The following is a 17,507-nucleotide window of genomic DNA, read 5'->3' on the forward strand; positions in this document are numbered from 1 at the left end:
CAATCTCAACCGGCTGGCCCGCAAGGGTCGGTCGCGCCCGGCTCATAGCTGGGATTTGGCTTTGCGCGTTTCCTGCGTGCAAAAACCGCTACACAGATCAGCGCCGGATGCGTTATGGGATGTTATGCCAAAGACAGCGAAAACCAGACCCGAAGATACCATTGCCGCACGCATCAGCCGCACACTGGCTGACCGCATCGTGCGCGGTGAGCTGTCGCCGGGTGAACGTCTGAGGCAGGATCACATCGCCGCCGAATTCGGCGCATCGCATGTGCCGGTGCGCGAAGCGTTCCGCAGGCTGGAGGCGCAGGGCTTGGCCGCCAGCATTCCGCGCCGCGGCGTGCGGGTCGCGGATTTCGGCCTCGCCGATGTGCGCGAAGTCGCGGAAATGCGCGCCGCGCTTGAGGTTCTGGCCCTGCGCCACGCCATTCCAAACATGACTTCAGCCATTCTCGACCAGGCGGAGGCCGCCACGCTCGAAGGCGATAGCGCGGTCGACGTGCAGCATTGGGAAGAGGCCAATCGCCGCTTCCACCGCCTCATCACGGCGCCTTGCAACATGCCGCGCCTGATGGAGGCGATCGACGGCCTGCATGCCGCGAGCGCCCGGTTCCTGTTTTCCGCCTGGCGGGCAGGATGGGAGCGCCGCACGGATACCGATCACCGCGCAATCCTCGACGCATTGCGCGGCGGCCGTGCCGAGGAGGCGGTGCGAATTCTCGACGGGCATGTGCAATGGATCGGCCGCAAGGCAATCCGCACCCCTTCAGGCTCGGTGCACGACGCCTTTGCCATCGTCGGATAGGCCGGGAACGATTGGCTGGGCTCGTTTGGACTCCGCCGGAAAAGTCGGTTATCGATATCCGCCCGCGATGACGATCCGCGGTGTGTGAAGGGAGCATGTATGGCTGCTGATACGGCGAAATCACGGAGCGGATTTTTCCTTTGTCCGCCGATCTGTTTCCTTGATCGGAAACGCGCCCTGTGACGGTCCGCCTTCGCCCCCATCACCTTCTCTGCATGCTGACCTATGTGGGGAAGGGATATACCTCCGGTTTTGTCGAAAACTACGACCGTGTCGCCGCTCGGCTGAACGCCGGCGAAGAGGATATCGAGCTGGTCGATGGGCCGGACGATATCTGCGTTGGCCTGTTGTGCGAAAGCCATGCCCACTGTTTCAACGAGGGCGTGGTGCAGAGGGACGAGGCGGCCCGGCTTTCGGTTTCAACGCTTTTGAACGAGACAATCACCGCCGGAAAGCGGCTGCGGGCAACGCCGGAGCTACTGGAGAAAATGCGTCTGGCCTTCGCCGCCGGAGACATCCGGCAGGCCTGTCGCGGCTGCCAGTGGATTAGGCTGTGCGATCGCATCGCGACATCAGGATTTACCGGCGTGAAGATTGGCGAGCCGCCGCCGCACCCGGCCGGGCATCGGCTTACTGCTACTGCGGCACATTCGTCTCGGTTCTCTCGGCGGCCTTGACCGTCGCCTTGATCTCCTTCGGCTCGCGCCCGGATTTCTTGTCGTAGCTCACCTTCACCGAATAATCGCCGGGATGCAGGGTCTCCTGATGCCGGTTGCCGTAACGGCCGGAGATTTCCTTTTGCGTACCCTGGAGGTCCTTGGTCGTTTCGACGATGTCGATCCGCTCCGCACCCGGTGCCGTGATTGCCAGAACACCAGCATCGAGGTTGAGGTTGATCTCGGTGCGCTTTCCGGCAGTTACCGTGAATGGCTGTTCCACCATGACCTTGCCCAGACGCGCGCGCATCACGAAATCGCCGGCAGGCATTTCCATGGTTTTGCCGGTGCCGTAAACGCCGTTGATGGTCTGGCGAGTGCCATCAAGCGTCTCCTTGGCTGAAAGCGCTTCGAAACGGATATCGTCCGTTTCCACAGCCTTGCCACCGTCCGTATAGGCCGCCTTGGCAACGACCACGCCGCTCGGGATGACTAGATCGTGGCTGATCGTCTCGCCCGCCTTGATGGCAAGCGTTTCCTGCGCACGCGCAGGGCCGATGCTGCCGGTGAGGAGGAGTTCGCCCGCAGGCACGAAGGTCGTGTTCTGCCCGTAGACGCTGTCCTTGAAATCGTCCTTGGTGATTTCGGTTTTCGCCTGGCTTTCCACATCGCCGCCGGGGCTGCGTTTTGGCACCACCGTCAGTTCCGCCGCGTCGAAATTCGCCTTTGGCCTCGTTAGGCTTCCCTCCTTCACCTCAAAGGGTATTTCGCGACGGATGTTGCCCAGTGCTGCCACGCCGACATATTTGCCCGCCGGCAGCTTCGCTTCGAAGGTGGCGTCGTAGGAGCCGCCGGCATTGACGTCGCTGCGCACTCCGGCCCGGTCAGCCTTGTAAAAATCCCAACGCACCCTGTCGCTGTTGCCGAGCGAGGGGCCGCCATCGAACAGCACAGCGTCGGTGACGACGTTGTATAGCGGTGCCGGCTCCTGCGCCCCCAAGCTTGACGGCAGCGCCGCCAGAAGAAGAGCCGCGGAAAAGGCATGCACTGAAAAAGAAGCCACTCGCGTTACGGACGTCATTTCGGATTACCCCCTGAGTTGCCGGTATTGCCAGCACCGACATGCGGAACAGGACAACCTGTTGTGCACAACGTTTTTGCGCCACTTCGGGTTCCCCGCCCGCGCCAGCAAATTGCGCGTGTCGGCCGCAACAGCCATTTATTTCGCATTTTCCGTGACTTGTTCAGGCTTTGATAACCATCTTCGGTAACCATAAGCATCAGTAGAGAGTAAGCGTATGGAGCGAGTACCAATGGCAGCAGTTTTTCCGCTGGCCGATTTTCGGCGTGCCGGTTTTGATCGTGCGGGCGAGAGTGACGCCTGGAAAGACAGCATAATCAAAGGTGATTGTGTCGCTGCCTTGGATGCCCTCCCGAGCCAGTCGGTGGATGCGATTTTCGCCGATCCGCCCTACAACCTCCAGCTTGGCGGTACGCTTCACCGGCCAGATCAGTCGCTGGTTGATGCGGTCGATGACGAGTGGGACCAGTTCTCCTCCTTCGAGGCCTATGATGCCTTCACCCGCGCCTGGCTGCTGGCCTGCCGCCGCGTGCTGAAGCCGAATGGTACCATCTGGGTCATCGGCTCTTACCACAACATCTTCCGTGTCGGTTCCATGCTCCAGAACCTCGATTTCTGGATCCTGAACGATATCGTCTGGCGCAAGACCAATCCCATGCCCAACTTCAAGGGCCGCCGTTTCCAGAACGCCCATGAGACCATGATCTGGGCGAGCCGCGATCCGAAAGCCAAGGGTTATACCTTCAATTACGAAGCGCTGAAGGCCTCCAACGATGACGTGCAAATGCGCTCCGACTGGCTGTTCCCGATTTGCAGCGGCCATGAGCGGCTGAAAGGTGACGACGGCAAAAAGGTGCATCCGACCCAGAAGCCGGAAGCATTGCTGGCACGCATCATCATGGCCTCCACCAAGCCTGGCGACATCGTGCTCGACCCGTTCTTCGGCTCCGGCACCACGGGTGCGGTTGCAAAACGTCTCGGCCGCCACTTCGTTGGTATCGAACGCGAACAGGATTACATCGACGCGGCCTCTGCCCGCATCGCCGCCGTCGAGCCGCTCGGCAAGGCGGAGCTGACCGTCATGACCGGCAAGAGGGCCGAACCGCGTGTTGCCTTCAACACTCTGGTGGAAAGCGGTCTCGTCCGTCCCGGCCAGGTGCTGACCGATGCAAAGCGCCGTTATAGCGCCATTATTCGTGCCGATGGTACGATTGCATCCGGCGGGACTGCCGGCTCCATTCACCGTCTTGGTGCAAAGGTGCAGGGTCTCGACGCATGCAACGGATGGACGTTCTGGCACTTCGAGGATGGCGACCAGCTGAAGCCTATCGATGATCTGAGAACAATCATCCGCAGTGAACTGGCAAAGGCCTGACAGTCTAAAGCCCAAAAGGCTGAAGGCAACGATCCACCGCCCGCCATTGTCAGCATACGTCTCCGTCCGGTTTAGTACCTTCAGTCCCGGATGGAGAACGACCAACGCCCGGCACTTCGGTGTCGGGCGTTGGTATTTTTGAATATCTAAATTTAGCCAGACAAGTTTCGCGCAAGAGAACGGTCATAGTGTCCTACGCAAAGCAATGGTTGTGAAAATCCGGTTTGGAAAGTTCACGAAAACATTGCTGTCCCATGCCGCTTGCGGCAGGACTGGCGCAGGCAGGAGACCGCCATTTCCGCCTGCGCCAATTTTCTTTTTGGATCTGATGGTCTGTCAGACATCCACGCCGTAGGATTGCAGATCCTGCTTCAGCTTTTCCGCTCCGGTAAAATGCACGGCCTGCCAGCCGGCGGCCTTGGCGCCTTCGACATTCACAAGCGTATCGTCAATGAAGATGCTTGCGGCAGGGTCGAGGCCAAATTCCTTCGCGTGCAACTCGTAGATCGCCACATCCGGTTTCAGCAGCTTCACATCGCCAGAGACCGTCACGCCGCGCGGCAGGGTGAGGAAGGGGAACATCTTCTGCGCTTCGCGGAAGGTATCTGAGGCGAAGTTGGTCAGCATCGTCACGTCGTGACCGTTATCGATCAGGCCGGTCATGATCGCGACGCTGTCGTCATAGGAATGCGAGACCATCTCATGCCAGAACTTGCGGAAGGCGCGGATATGCTCTTCCCGCTCGGGAAACTGCTCCATCAGCAGCGCCTCGGCGTCTTCCCAGCCGCGTCCGCGATCCTGTTCGAGGTTCCAGTCATGGGTGCAGACATTCTCGAAGAACCATTTGCGCTCGTCGGCATCGGGAATGAGGCGGCTATAGGGAATATGCGGATCGTAGTGGATCAGCACCTTGCCGATGTCGAATACGATATGCTCAATCTTGGTCATCGAAACTTCCTGCTTTCATCGAATGCGGATGGAATAGCCTGTGCGATGACTTTTTTCATCACCGTCGGCAAAGCTTGCGCGTCAAGATTTGTAACCGGCTCCCACCATCCGTCATCCGCGCCGGTTTCAAGCCCATCCGGTACCTGTGCCCGATAGACGGTGAGCCGCAGCTCGAAATGGGTGAAGACATGCACGATGACGCCCGCCGCTTGCCAAGACGCGGCAAAAGGCGCGTGGCTCGTGTCGGTGCCGCCATCCACGCGGGCGGTCCATGCTGTTGTCGGCACCTCCGTCATGCCACCGAGAAGGCCGCTTTCTATGCGCCGCCGCAGCAGAATTTCGCCGCTTGCATTCACCGCCACGAAGGCGGCTCCCAGCCGCACCGGTTTTGCCTTTTTCGCGGCCTTGACCGGAAACCGCTCCGGCTCGTCATGGGCAAGCGCCAGACAGCCGCCATTGAACGGACAGAGCGCGCAGGCAGGGCGCTTCGGCGTGCAGATCGTCGCACCGAGATCCATCATCGCCTGCGCAAAATCGCCCGGCCGGTCGGGAGGCGTAAGCTCCGCCACCTTCGCCTTCATGGCGGGTTTCGAGCCGGGCAGGGGTGCATCTATGGCGAAAAGGCGGGAGATGACGCGCTCCACATTACCGTCCATCACCGCCGCCTGCCGGTTGAACGCAATGGCCGCCACGGCAGCAGATGTATAGTCGCCGATGCCGGGCAGCTTCTTCAGGCCCTCTTCGGTATCGGGAAAGACGCCGCCATGCTCTTTCGCCACAGCTTCCGCACATTTTTTCAGGTTGCGGGCGCGGGCGTAATAACCAAGTCCCGCCCATGCAGCCATCACATCCTCAACCGGTGCCGCCGCCAGATCGCTGACATGAGGCCACGTTGCGAGGAACTTCAGGAAATAGGGTTTAACCGCCTGCACCGTCGTCTGCTGCAACATCACTTCGGAAAGCCAGACATGATAGGGATCGGCACGTTTTCCTTGTGCCGCCATGGCCGGCGAGGTGCGCCAAGGCAACTCGCGATGGTGGCGGTCGTACCATGCGAGCAGCATCTGCGCGTGCGATGACGGGGCGGTTTTTTGAAGCATGGTTTGCCGTTTCTCTTCGATTCGGCCTATAGTTGGGCCATTCATACCGACCTATCAAGAAGCTCCGGACTGTCCGGTCCTGAAACCCGAGTGAAAAATGCGATATCCACGCAAAGGCGTCATCCAGATTGCCGAAATAGCCAATGGCATCATGGATCCCCTCCTGTCTAAACGGGCGGGCATCAACACGGCGCTGCTCGGCTCGTGGGACGAGATCGCCGGCGATGACTTTGCCGATTGCACGCGGCCGGAAAAGATCACCTGGCCGCGTCGCGACGAGGGGCCGGATCGCGGCGGTTACCAGCCGGGCGTGCTGACGATTGCCTGCGAAGGCGCGCGGGCTCTGTTCCTCACCCATGCACAGGGCGAGCTCATCGCCCGCATCAACGGCTTTTTTGGCTTTCCGGCGGTACGCCAGATCAGGATCGTGCAGAAGCCGGTATCGCAGCCCGTTCCCCGCCGGCGAAAGCCGCCGCCGCTGCGCGGTGATGCGGCAAAACGTCTCGACGACATGATGGACGGCATAGAGAGCGAAGCGCTGCGCAAGGCAGTGGAAAGGCTCGGCACGGCGGTGATGCAGAAGAAGAAGCCGCGGGGCGGGACGATTTGATGTCGCGCACGGTCCTTGACTGGTCACAATTCTTTGACAAGAAGAGTTCAAAACCCCGCTTGTGATGAACAGGCCGTCGCTATATCGGAATCAACAGACAATAGAGTCTATTACCAACAGGTGCTTTCATGCATTTTTCCGAACTGACCATTTCCCGTCGCAGCCTTCTCGGCGGCGTTGCACTTGCTGCCCTTGCCACGGCCCTGCCGTTTGCCTTCACGCCGGGCGTTGCCCAGGCGCAGGAATTGCCTGAATCCACCGGTGACGTGGATATGGCTGCGGTGTTGAAGCCCGGTCCGCTGCCGGAAGCGGCGCTCGGCGATGCGAACGCTCCCGTCAAGATCGTCGAATATATGTCGATGACCTGCCCGCATTGCGCCAATTTCCACAACAAGACCTTTGACGAGATCAAGAAGAAATACATCGATACCGGCAAGGCCTATTTCGTCATCCGCGAATTCCCGTTCGATCCGCGTGCCGCTGCTGCCTTCATGCTGGCGCGCTGCGCACCGGAAGGACAGTATTTCCCGTTCGTTTCCATGCTGTTCAAGCAGCAGCAGAGCTGGGCAACAGCCCAGGATGCCCGTGCGGCCCTGCTGCAATTGTCGAAAATGGCCGGTTTCTCACAGGAGTCTTTCGAGGCCTGCTTGACGAACCAGAAGCTTCTGGATGATGTGAACGCAACGATGCAACGCGGTGCGACGGAATTCGGCGTCAACTCCACGCCGACTTTCATCATCAACGGCAAGAAATACGCGGGAGACATGTCGGTTGAAACCATGTCGGCTGTCATCGACAAGCTGCTCTGATCGCCGAACCCTCAAAGGAACGGGCGGCGGATATTTCCGTTCGCCCGTTTTTTATTGCCGTTATTTCAGGCGGAGCGGAGCGGCATGAAGTTCAACAAGCTCCGCGTCGTCGGTTTCAAATCCTTCGTTGAACCCTCGGAATTCATCATCGAGCCGGGTCTGACCGGTGTCGTCGGTCCCAATGGTTGCGGCAAGTCCAATCTGGTCGAAGCGCTTCGCTGGGTGATGGGCGAAAACTCCTATAAGAACATGCGCGCATCCGGCATGGATGACGTCATCTTCTCTGGTTCCGGCAATCGCCCGGCCCGCAACACCGCCGAGGTCGGCCTTTATCTCGACAATTCCGATCGCACCGCGCCCGCCGCCTTCAACGATGCCGATGAAATTCAGGTGACGCGCCGCATCGAGCGCGAAAACGGCTCGGTCTATCGCATCAACGGCAAGGAAGCGCGCGCCAAGGATGTGCAGCTTCTGTTTGCCGATGCCTCCACCGGCGCGCGTTCGCCCTCGATGGTGGGGCAGGGGCGTATCGGTGAACTCATCAATGCCAAGCCGCAGGCCCGCCGCCAGCTTCTGGAAGAGGCGGCCGGCATTTCCGGCCTGCATTCCCGCCGCCATGAAGCGGAGCTTCGCCTGCGTGCTGCGGAGACCAATCTGGAGCGGCTGGAGGATGTGACCGCCCAGCTTGAAAGCCAGATCGAAAGCCTGAAACGCCAGGCGCGGCAGGCCAACCGTTTCAAGATGCTGTCGGCGGATATCCGCGCCCGCGAGGCGACCCTGCTGCATATCCGCTGGGTAGAAGCCAAGGAAGCCGAAGGCGAAGCGGAAAGCGCGCTTAATCAAGCCACGAACATCGTTGCCGAAAAGGCGCAGGCGCAGATGGAGGCGGCCAAACAGCAGGGCATTGCCAGCCTGAAGCTGCCGGAATTGCGCGAGGATGAAGCGCGTGTCGCTGCCGCCCTGCAACGTCTACAGATTGCCCGCACCCAGCTGGATGACGAGGCTAACCGCCTGCTGCGCCGCCGTGATGAGCTGGCGCGCCGTCTATCGCAGCTTGGCGAAGACATCGTTCGCGAAGAACGGCTTGTCTCTGATAACGCCCAGATCCTTGCACGGCTCGATGAGGAAGAGGCAGACCTTCTCGAAATTCTCGCCGATTCCGGTCGTCATGCCGAAGAGATGCGCGAAGCCTTTGAGGCAGCTGCCGCTAAACTGACTGAAAGCGAAACCGTTTTCACTGCCATCACCGCCGAGCGCGCCGAGGCCGCCGCCGGGCGCCAGCAGCTGGAACGGGCGATCCGCGAGCTTTCCGATCGTAAACTCCGGCTGGAACGCCAGTCGCAGGAGGCATCCTCCGAGATCGATGCCGTCGATGAAAAACTTTCCGGCCTTCCCGATCCTTCGGAGCGCCGCGAGGCGGTCGAGGCAGCCGAGATCGCGGTGGAAGATGCTCTGATCGTGGCGGAGGAAGCCGAAGCCGCCGTTGCCGAGGCGCGTTCCGCCGAAGCGCTGGCGCGCGGCCCGCTGGAAACGGCGAGAAACCGGCTGAACGCTCTGGATACGGAAGCGCGCACCATCACCAAAATCCTGGCGGCCAGTGCTGCCGCCAATGGCAGCTTCACGCCGGTGGCGGAAGAAATGACGGTGGAACGTGGTTTTGAGGCAGCGCTTGGTGCAGCCCTTGGCGACGACCTCGAAAGTGCCCTTGATCCCGCTGCTCCCGCCTATTGGGCCGGCAATGGCGATGGTGCGGGCGATCCTGCTTTGCCGCAGGGCGTCAAGCCGCTTCTGAACTATGCGCAGGCGCCGGACGCATTAAGGCGCGGTCTCGCCCAGATCGGCGTTGCAGCCGACACTGCGGAAGCCTTGCGCCTGATGCCGTCGCTGAAGGCCGGTCAGCGGCTGGTGACGCGCGAGGGCGCGCTGTTTCGCTGGGATGGCCACATCGCCAGCGCTGATGCGCCGGGAGCCGCCGCCCTTCGTCTGGCACAAAAGAACCGGCTTGCCGAAATCGAGACGGAACTGGAAGAGGCCCGTTTCAGTCTGGAGGAGGCCGAAGAACAGCTCTCCATCAGGACCGACGACATCAAAAGCGCCGAGTTGCGGCTTTCGGAAGTGCGCGACAGAAGCCGACTGGTGACGCGTCATCTTGCCGAGGCACGAGAGGCGCTGACATCAGCCGAACGCGCCTCGGGCGATCTTCTGCGCCGCCGGGATATCGTCTCGGAAGCGCTGAACCAGATCGGCGCGCAGATCGACGAGATCGTCGTTCAGGAAGAAAACGCCCGCATCGAAATGGAAGATGCACCGGATCTTTCCGCCCTTGATCTGCGCCTGCGTGAAAGCCAGCTGGAAGTCGCGACAGACCGTGGCCTGCTGGCAGAAGCGCGCGCCCGCCACGAGGGGGTGAGCCGCGAGGCGGAAAGCCGCCAGCGCCGGCTTCAGGCAATCGCGCAGGAGCGCTCCACCTGGGCATCGCGGGCCGCCAGTGCCGCCGATCACATCGCCACCCTGCGCGAGCGTGAGGAAGAGGCGCGCGAGGAAATCGCCGAACTGGACATTGCGCCGGAAGAGTTCGACGAGAAACGCCGCAACCTCCTGACCGAGCTTCAGAAAACCGAAGACGCCCGCCGCTTGGCCGCGGACCGGCTGGCGGAGGCGGAAAACCTGCAACGCGCCGCCGACCGCGTTGCAACCACCGCTCTTTCCGAACTGGCAGAAGCCCGTGAAAAGCGCGGCCGCGCCGAAGAGCGGCTTGTTTCCGCCCGCGAGAAGCGGCAGGAAACCGAACATCGCATCCGCGAAACGCTAAATACCGAGCCGCATATGGCGTTGCGCCTGACCGGCCTTGGTCCCGACCAGCCGAAGCCAGATATTCGCGATGTCGAGCGCGATCTCGACCGGCTGAAGATCGAGCGTGAGAGGCTGGGCGCCGTCAACCTGCGTGCCGAGGAAGAGCAGGCGGAGCTGTCCGCCAAGCTCGCGGCCCTCATCAAGGAACGCGACGATATCATCGACGCTGTGCGCAAGCTGCGCGCCGGTATCCAGAACCTCAACCGCGAAGGCCGTGAACGGTTGATTGCGGCCTTCGATGTGGTCAATTCGCAGTTCCAGCGGCTTTTCACCCATCTGTTTGGTGGCGGCACGGCGGAATTGCAGCTGATCGAATCCGACGATCCGCTGGAAGCCGGCCTGGAAATTCTCGCCCGTCCTCCTGGCAAGAAGCCACAGACCATGACGCTGCTTTCCGGCGGTGAACAGGCGCTGACGGCCATGGCGCTGATCTTTGCAGTCTTCCTCACCAATCCCGCACCGATCTGCGTGCTGGACGAGGTGGACGCGCCGCTCGACGACCATAATGTCGAGCGTTACTGCAATCTGATGGACGAAATGGTTGCCTCCACCGAAACGCGTTTCGTCATCATCACCCACAATCCCATCACCATGGCGCGCATGAACCGTCTCTTCGGCGTCACCATGGCCGAACAGGGCGTGTCGCAACTGGTTTCTGTGGATTTGCAGACTGCCGAGCAACTGCGCGAAGCCGTCTGAGTTTCCCGTTCCGGGTCTACCCCTTAAGCCTTGTCCATCGCGAATTTATCTGGCCGCATCACCCATTCGGGTGGGCGACAATGCGCGGCATTTTGCTATGTCTTTTTGAAAGGAATTTGGGCTCTTTCCAGACCCCCCATCCGGTTTCCTGTACCGGATGGAAAGCCTTGCGAGGTCGCTGCCGTGGCCTCGCAAGGCTTTTTTTGGTCTTGTGCCTCGCGTCCCTCGTTCCTCAACCAGTCACAGGAAACCAGCCGACTTGCCGCCCTCTTATACCGGCACCAACCGCAGCCGCGTGCCCCACGGATCAATCGCTTCCACAACCTTGTTTTCCATCTCCACCAGCACATAACCGGCCGCCCGCAGCCGCGTTTTCTGCGCTTCAAGGTCCGTGGGATTTTTGATGGCAAGAGAGAACCAGTCGAGGCCGGTTTCGGTGGCGTTGCGCTCTTTCGCGCCCCGGCTGTTCCATGTGTTGACGGCCAGATGGTGGTGATATCCGCCCGATGACAGGAAGGAGGCATCCGAACGGGCATCCTGCGTCGGTTTGAGACCGACGGCTTCCTCGTAAAAGGCGCGTGCGGTGGCAATCTCGCCGACCCGCAGGTGAATATGCCCGATGCGCATGCCGGAAGGTGCGGCCTCGTAATCGCTCTTTTTGGTGTCGGTCAGCGTTACGAGATCATCGACGTCGAGCGGTTCGGTCCCCATTTTAACCACGCTGCCGCTCCAGACCCATGTGTCCTTCGGCCGGTCGCTGTAAACCTCGATGCCGTTGCCTTCGGGATCGTTGAGATAGACCGCTTCACTGACATTATGGTCGGCAAAGCCCGTGAGCGGCACCTGCCTTAACGCCGCATGTACCAGCCACCGCGCCAGATCCTTGCGGGTGGGCATCAGGTAGGCGATGTGGAACAGGCCGGCTGAGGTGGGGCTTTCATAATCCGCCGTTGGCTTGTGAACGAGATCAAGCAGGGGAACGGTGCCGGCGCCGAGCGTCACGCCCCGTGCGTTGCGCGCAACCTCATTCAACCCGAGCACGGAACGGTAATAATCGATCATCGGATCGAGATCGCGCACCCGAAGCGCTGCCTGACTGACATGCATCGGCGTGGTCAGCGCAAAGGGAAGGGCGGTGCCTGCACTTGCTGCTGGTGGGTCGCCTTCTGCTCTAAGAGCACCGGCAAGGGCGGTGGCGGCGCAAGAAATTCCGGCAAATTTCAACGTGTGGCGGCGAGTAAATTGCATGAATAATCTCTTTTTGGGCGATGTGGATGGCTTAGGGAACACTCCGTTTCTGCGCACTACACGAATGCGTCAGTAACGCTGTTATTTTGCTTTTGCGGCAATTCTGGCGCGCAATTCGCCGCAATTATGCTGCACTGCGATGTAAACTGGACGTTGTGGCGTTTCCAACATGCTGCCAATGCTGTAGATGATAGAAAAATGACAACGCTTCTGGGTGGAGAGCGTGGAATGAAAAAGTGGGTTTATACCTTCGGCAACGGTGCTGCCGAAGGCCGGGCAGGTGACGTTGCTATATTGGGCGGCAAGGGTGCAAACCTTGCCGAAATGGCAAGTCTCGGCCTTCCCGTTCCCCCCGGCCTCACCATCATAACCGATGCTTGCGCCCTTTATCACAAGAACGGCCGCGATCTCCCCGAAGAGCTGAAGCTGCAGGTCATGGCCGGCCTTCACGGCATGGAAGCCGTGACCGGCAAGACATTCGGCGGCCGCCAGACACCGCTGCTGTTGTCGGTCCGATCAGGCGCGCGTGCCTCCATGCCGGGCATGATGGACACGGTGCTCAATCTCGGCCTCAACGACCGCACGGTGCAGGCGCTGGGCCACGATGCAGGCGACGCCCGTTTCGCCTGGGACAGCTATCGCCGCTTCATCCAGATGTATGCCGATGTCGTCATGGGTCTCGACCATGAGCTGTTCGAGGAAATTCTCGAAGACGAGAAAGGCCGGCTCGGCCATGAATACGATACCGATATGTCGGCGGTCGAGTGGCAGCATGTCGTTGCGCTTTACAAGCAACTGATCGAGGACGAGCTGGGAGAGGCTTTCCCGCAGGATTGCCATGTTCAGCTCTGGGGCGCTATCGGCGCAGTCTTTGCCAGCTGGACGAACCACCGTGCCGTGACCTACCGGCACCTGCACAATATTCCCGGCGATTGGGGCACGGCGGTCAACGTCCAGGCCATGGTCTTTGGCAATCTCGGCTCGTCATCGGCAACCGGCGTTGCCTTCACCCGCAATCCCTCCACCGGAGAGGCGGAGCTTTACGGTGAGTTCCTCGTCAATGCCCAGGGTGAAGATGTGGTAGCGGGCATCCGCACGCCGCAATCCATCACCGAGGCCGCGAGACTGGCGTCGGGTTCCGACAAACCCTCCATGGAAAAGCTGATGCCGGAGGCTTTCGCCGAGTTCATGGTGATCTGCAAGCGGCTGGAGACCCACTATCGCGACATGCAGGATCTGGAATTTACCATCGAGCGCGGCAAGCTCTGGATGCTCCAGACCCGTTCCGGCAAGCGCACCACACGCGCCGCCATGAAAATCGCCGTCGATATGGTCGAGGATGGGCTGATTTCGCAGGAAGAAGCCGTCTGCCGCATCGAGCCGTCATCGCTCGACCAATTGCTGCACCCCACCATCGATCCCGGTATTTCCCGGCCCATCATCGGCTCCGGCCTGCCTGCCTCCCCGGGTGCGGCAACCGGCGAGATTGTCTTTACCTCGGAAGAAGCGGTCGCTGCGGAAGCCGAAGGCCGAAGCGTCATTCTGGTCCGCATCGAAACCAGTCCGGAAGATATTCACGGCATGCATGCCGCCGAAGGCATTTTGACGACGCGCGGTGGTATGACCAGCCACGCCGCCGTGGTGGCGCGCGGCATGGGCATTCCCTGCGTTACCGGCGCGGGTTCGATGCGCGTCGATATGCGCAACAAGGTGCTGATCGGCGTTGGCTGCATGCTGAAACGCGGCGATGTCATCACCATCGACGGCTCTTCCGGCCGGGTGATGAAAGGTGAAGTGCCGATGACGCAGCCTGAACTGTCAGGCGACTTCGGCAAGCTGATGCAATGGGCCGATAATCTGCGCCGTATGACAGTGCGCACCAATGCCGATACACCGGCCGATGCCCGCGCCGCCCGTGCTTTCGGTGCAGAAGGTATAGGTCTTTGCCGCACCGAGCATATGTTCTTTGAAGGCGATCGCATTCATGTGATGCGCGAGATGATTCTCGCCGAAAGCGAAAAGGGCAGGCGGGCAGCGCTTGACCGGCTTTTGCCGATGCAGCGTTCGGATTTCACCGAGCTTTTCCAGATCATGCACGGCCTGCCGGTGACGATCCGCCTGCTTGATCCGCCGCTGCACGAATTCCTGCCGAAGAGCGATGGCGAGATCGTAGAGGTCGCCGCCGCCATGGGCATGCCGCAGACCGTATTCCGCCAGCGGCTGGATGCGCTGCACGAATTCAACCCCATGCTCGGCCATCGCGGCTGCCGGCTTGCCATTTCCTATCCCGAAATTGCCGAAATGCAGGCGCGCGCCATTTTTGAGGCTGCGGTTGCCGCGGCGCGCATCACCGGTGCGCCTGTCGTGCCTGAGATCATGGTGCCGCTGGTCGGCCTCCGGTCCGAACTCGATTACGTCAAGGCTGTCATCGACACTGTGGCCGCCGAGGTGGCGGAAGAGACCGGCATGACGCTCGAATATCTGACCGGCACCATGATCGAGTTGCCGCGTGCGGCGTTGCGCGCACATGTGATTGCGGAAGCTGCGGAGTTCTTCTCCTTCGGCACCAACGATCTGACGCAGACGACCTTCGGCATTTCCCGTGACGACGCGGCACGTTTCATCAATACCTATCAGCGCAAGGGCATTATTGAACGCGATCCGTTCATCTCGCTCGATTTCGACGGTGTGGGAGAACTGATCCGCATTGCCGCCGAGCGCGGCCGCCAGACGCGTCCGGAGCTGAAACTCGGCATCTGCGGCGAACATGGCGGCGACCCGGCCTCGATCCATTTCTGCGAGGATGCGGATCTCGACTACGTGTCCTGCTCGCCCTTCCGCGTACCCATCGCGCGTCTTGCCGCCGCGCAGGCGACACTTGCCGCAAGGGCAAGGCAGGGTGAAACCGCCAGCAATGTCGCCTTCATTCCGGTCAGGGGTTTGGTTGGACGATGATCCGCCGCTCCACCACCACCGGCCGATAGAACATGTCGCGGTTCATCTGCGCCTGCCAGGCGCGGTTGTCGGCGCGGCGATCCATTTCCAGATCGAGAAGGCAACCCGCCATGGGGTCGGTGCCGGGGCGGAAACCATAACCCCGGCATGTCGCCTCATCCCGCGCCCGGCGCTCTTCCGGCGTCAGCGTCTGGCAGGCGGTGAGCGCCAGTAGAGCGGCGAGCGAACCTAAGACGATGGAAACGCGCATTTTGTTTCTCCCTAGAACATGACAGCCGGGCGGCACTTTTATTGCCGCGATTGATACGCCTGTTTCATGATCGGGAAAAGCGGGTGAAGACTGGAAAGTTGCATCGTCTATTACCTGATGCCGCAATCTTCTTTTTCACGCCAGGGATGGCCGCGGCCGCCACCCGTTCTTGTTTTGCATTATTACTCTGAGCAGCCGTCCAGTATCGTGCCCCTGCTATCTTCAAGCGAGGCGTTGCTGCCTTTCGTGCGCAAAGTGTAGCTATAGTTCGGGTCTATTGCGTTATAAACCGCTCCGGACGCCGATATTGTTTCCGCCATAGGTATCATTTCTTCCATCTGCTGGAGGATCGCGAAGCTTTTTCCATCGGCGCCGTTGACGTAAACTACACGTAGGACTTCGTTGTTGGCGCACGAATAGGATACGGAATCAACAGTTGTTTCCGCTGCTGCGGTCAAATTAGGGAGTGCAATGAAGGAGAAAATACTCAGGAGAATTATAGACGATTTTTTCATATTTTTTCTCGGTGCAATTTTGTTTCCCATAATTATATTAGGATAATTGCATTTAAAATTGATGATTCGCAAATTTATACTTCAATATTTTTGGGATTATTGTCAATGTGGGCATCGCTAAAGTGATAGCGACGCCCATCATAGAGATATGAGGGTACCACCCCGGCGGCACCACTTTCAGTCGTTCTTTGTTCAGGCAGGAACCGCGTCGCGGTCATCGAGTGCCTCGATGTCCTTGGCGTTGTTGTAGACTGCCTCGTCCAGAATGCCTTCACGTTTGGCGACGATGGTGGGCACCAGCGCCTGACCGGCGACGTTGACGGCCGTGCGGCCCATGTCGAGGATCGGGTCGATGGCGAGCAGCAGGCCAACACCTTCAAGCGGGAGACCGAGCGTGGAGAGCGTCAGCGTCAGCATCACCACGGCACCCGTCAGGCCCGCCGTTGCGGCCGAGCCAAGCACCGAGACGAACACGATCAGTACATAGTCCTGAATGCCGAGCGGCACCTGGAAGAACTGGGCGATGAAGATCGCCGAAATCGCCGGATAGATGGCGGCGCAGCCGTCCATCTTGGTGGTGGCGCCGAGCGGCACGGCGAAGGCAGCATATTCGCGCGGCACGCCGAGGCTTTTTTCCGTCACGGTTTCGGTGACGGGCAGGGTGCCGATAGAGGAGCGCGACACGAAGGCGAGCTGGATTGCCGGCCATGCGCCCGCAAAGAAGCGCGATGGCTTCAGGCCATGGGCGAGAAGCAGCGCCGGATAGACCACGAAGAGAACCAGCGCCAGACCGATATAAACGGCCGCCGCATACCAGCCAAGCTGCGAAAGCGTCGTCCAGCCATATTGGTCAACGGCGCGACCGAGCAGGCCGATGGTGCCAATGGGCGTGAGGCGGATGACCCACCACAGGATCTTGCGCACGATGGCAAGCAGCGACTGGTTGAAGGCAAGGAACGGCTCCGCCGCCTTGCCCGCTTTCAGCGCCGCGACACCAAAAGCAATCGACACCACGAGCAGCTGCAACACGTTGAAGTTCAGCGAGGTGCTGGCGGAACCGTTATTGACCTTGGTCGAGGCCTCGAGGCCGAACACGTTGGCCGGCACGAGACCCTTCAGGAAGTCGAGCCAGGAACCGGTGGAGGAGGGTGCTGCCGCTGCGGTATTGGCAATCGCGGTGTTCACGCCCGGCTGAATGACGAGGCCAAGGACGATGCCGATGACCACGGCGATCAGCGCCGTGATGGCGAACCACAGAAGCGTCTGCCAGACGAGCTTTGCCGCATTGGAGAGGTTCTTGAGATTGGCGATGGAGGCGACGATGGCCGTGAAAATCAGCGGCGGCACCAGCGCGCGCAACAGCTGCACGAAAATGCTGCCGATGGTCTGCAACGTCACGGAAAGCCAGTTCGGGCTGCCGGCGGCATCAGGACCGATATTGCGCGCAACGAGCCCGAGCAGCAGGCCGATGACCATGGCGATCAGAACCTGAAAGCCGAAGTTGCGATAAAAGGGTTTTGACCCGGATGAGCGGGCTGGCGTCGTTGCCTGTGACATGGCTTGTCTCTTTTTTATGCAAGAAAACGAGGATAATGCACTTTTT

At 60.4% G+C, this 17,507-nt stretch carries 14 protein-coding genes; 7 read left to right on the top strand and 7 right to left on the bottom strand.

Features of this window, described 5'->3' with window-relative positions:
- Positions 1–124 precede the first annotated feature (124 nt).
- Together QE432_RS16795 and QE432_RS16800 are read left to right on the top strand one after the other, a co-directional pair.
- The gene (locus QE432_RS16795; RefSeq protein WP_013635630.1) at positions 125–805 is read left to right on the top strand and encodes a GntR family transcriptional regulator; all 681 of its coding nucleotides are present in this window, start codon (positions 125–127) and stop codon (positions 803–805) included.
- Positions 806–1,020: 215 nt separating this feature from the next.
- Positions 1,021–1,482: a DUF1284 domain-containing protein gene (locus QE432_RS16800; protein ID WP_306627082.1), complete on the top strand. Its 462-nt coding sequence runs from the start codon at positions 1,021–1,023 to the stop codon at positions 1,480–1,482.
- On the opposite strand, the gene QE432_RS16805 is transcribed toward QE432_RS16800, so the two are convergent.
- The gene (locus tag QE432_RS16805) at positions 1,442–2,542 is read right to left on the bottom strand and encodes a hypothetical protein (RefSeq protein ID WP_306625014.1); all 1,101 of its coding nucleotides are present in this window, start codon (positions 2,540–2,542) and stop codon (positions 1,442–1,444) included. The two genes, QE432_RS16800 and QE432_RS16805, sit on opposite strands and share 41 nt — an antisense overlap.
- A 232-nt stretch (positions 2,543–2,774) precedes the next feature.
- On the opposite strand from QE432_RS16805, the gene QE432_RS16810 reads away from it, so the two are divergent.
- A complete protein-coding gene (locus tag QE432_RS16810; protein WP_003511827.1) occupies positions 2,775–3,917 on the top strand; it encodes a site-specific DNA-methyltransferase in 1,143 nt (380 codons plus the stop codon).
- 336 nt (positions 3,918–4,253) lie between these two features.
- Here the strand turns inward: QE432_RS16810 and QE432_RS16815 are convergent, their stop codons facing one another.
- Together QE432_RS16815 and mutY are read right to left on the bottom strand one after the other, a co-directional pair.
- The gene (locus QE432_RS16815) at positions 4,254–4,865 is read right to left on the bottom strand and encodes an HAD family hydrolase (protein WP_003511829.1); all 612 of its coding nucleotides are present in this window, start codon (positions 4,863–4,865) and stop codon (positions 4,254–4,256) included.
- The gene (mutY, locus tag QE432_RS16820; RefSeq protein ID WP_065702726.1) at positions 4,862–5,965 is read right to left on the bottom strand and encodes an A/G-specific adenine glycosylase; all 1,104 of its coding nucleotides are present in this window, start codon (positions 5,963–5,965) and stop codon (positions 4,862–4,864) included. The genes QE432_RS16815 and mutY overlap by 4 nt, the downstream gene beginning before the upstream one ends.
- Before the next feature lie 97 nt (positions 5,966–6,062).
- Between mutY and QE432_RS16825 the strand changes: the two genes are divergently transcribed.
- The 3 genes from QE432_RS16825 (at position 6,063) to QE432_RS16835 (ending at position 10,936) form a co-directional block, all read left to right on the top strand.
- Positions 6,063–6,575 carry a DUF721 domain-containing protein gene (locus QE432_RS16825; protein WP_003511832.1) on the top strand — a complete coding sequence of 171 codons (513 nt, stop codon included), beginning with the start codon at positions 6,063–6,065 and terminating at the stop codon, positions 6,573–6,575.
- Between the two features lie 128 nt (positions 6,576–6,703).
- Positions 6,704–7,384, top strand: coding sequence for a DsbA family protein (locus QE432_RS16830; RefSeq protein WP_003511833.1), 681 nt, complete (start codon positions 6,704–6,706; stop codon positions 7,382–7,384).
- An 84-nt stretch (positions 7,385–7,468) separates the two neighbouring features.
- Entirely contained in the window at positions 7,469–10,936 is a 3,468-nt protein-coding gene (locus tag QE432_RS16835; RefSeq protein ID WP_003511835.1) for a chromosome segregation SMC family protein, read from the top strand.
- Positions 10,937–11,206: 270 nt separating this feature from the next.
- On the opposite strand, the gene QE432_RS16840 is transcribed toward QE432_RS16835, so the two are convergent.
- Entirely contained in the window at positions 11,207–12,184 is a 978-nt protein-coding gene (locus QE432_RS16840; RefSeq protein WP_013635635.1) for a VOC family protein, read from the bottom strand.
- Positions 12,185–12,412: 228 nt separating this feature from the next.
- Here QE432_RS16840 and ppdK point away from each other — a divergent pair, with 228 nt between their 5' ends.
- Positions 12,413–15,139, top strand: coding sequence for a pyruvate, phosphate dikinase (gene ppdK / locus QE432_RS16845; protein ID WP_306625017.1), 2,727 nt, complete (start codon positions 12,413–12,415; stop codon positions 15,137–15,139).
- On the opposite strand, the gene QE432_RS16850 is transcribed toward ppdK, so the two are convergent.
- The 3 genes from QE432_RS16850 to QE432_RS16860 all read right to left on the bottom strand — a co-directional run bounded on the left by QE432_RS16850 (position 15,117) and on the right by QE432_RS16860 (position 17,461).
- On the bottom strand, positions 15,117–15,389 hold the full coding sequence (locus QE432_RS16850; RefSeq protein WP_003511845.1) for a hypothetical protein: 273 nt from the start codon (positions 15,387–15,389) through the stop codon (positions 15,117–15,119). The two genes, ppdK and QE432_RS16850, sit on opposite strands and share 23 nt — an antisense overlap.
- A 182-nt stretch (positions 15,390–15,571) precedes the next feature.
- Positions 15,572–15,904 (bottom strand): MliC family protein, encoded by a 333-nt coding sequence (locus QE432_RS16855; protein WP_306625020.1) that lies wholly within the window; start codon positions 15,902–15,904, stop codon positions 15,572–15,574.
- A 192-nt stretch (positions 15,905–16,096) separates the two neighbouring features.
- A complete protein-coding gene (locus QE432_RS16860) occupies positions 16,097–17,461 on the bottom strand; it encodes a dicarboxylate/amino acid:cation symporter (protein WP_019564166.1) in 1,365 nt (454 codons plus the stop codon).
- Positions 17,462–17,507: the final 46 nt, after the last annotated feature.

This window comes from Agrobacterium sp. SORGH_AS_0745 (assembly GCF_030818995.1).
Taxonomy (GTDB): domain Bacteria; phylum Pseudomonadota; class Alphaproteobacteria; order Rhizobiales; family Rhizobiaceae; genus Agrobacterium; species Agrobacterium tumefaciens.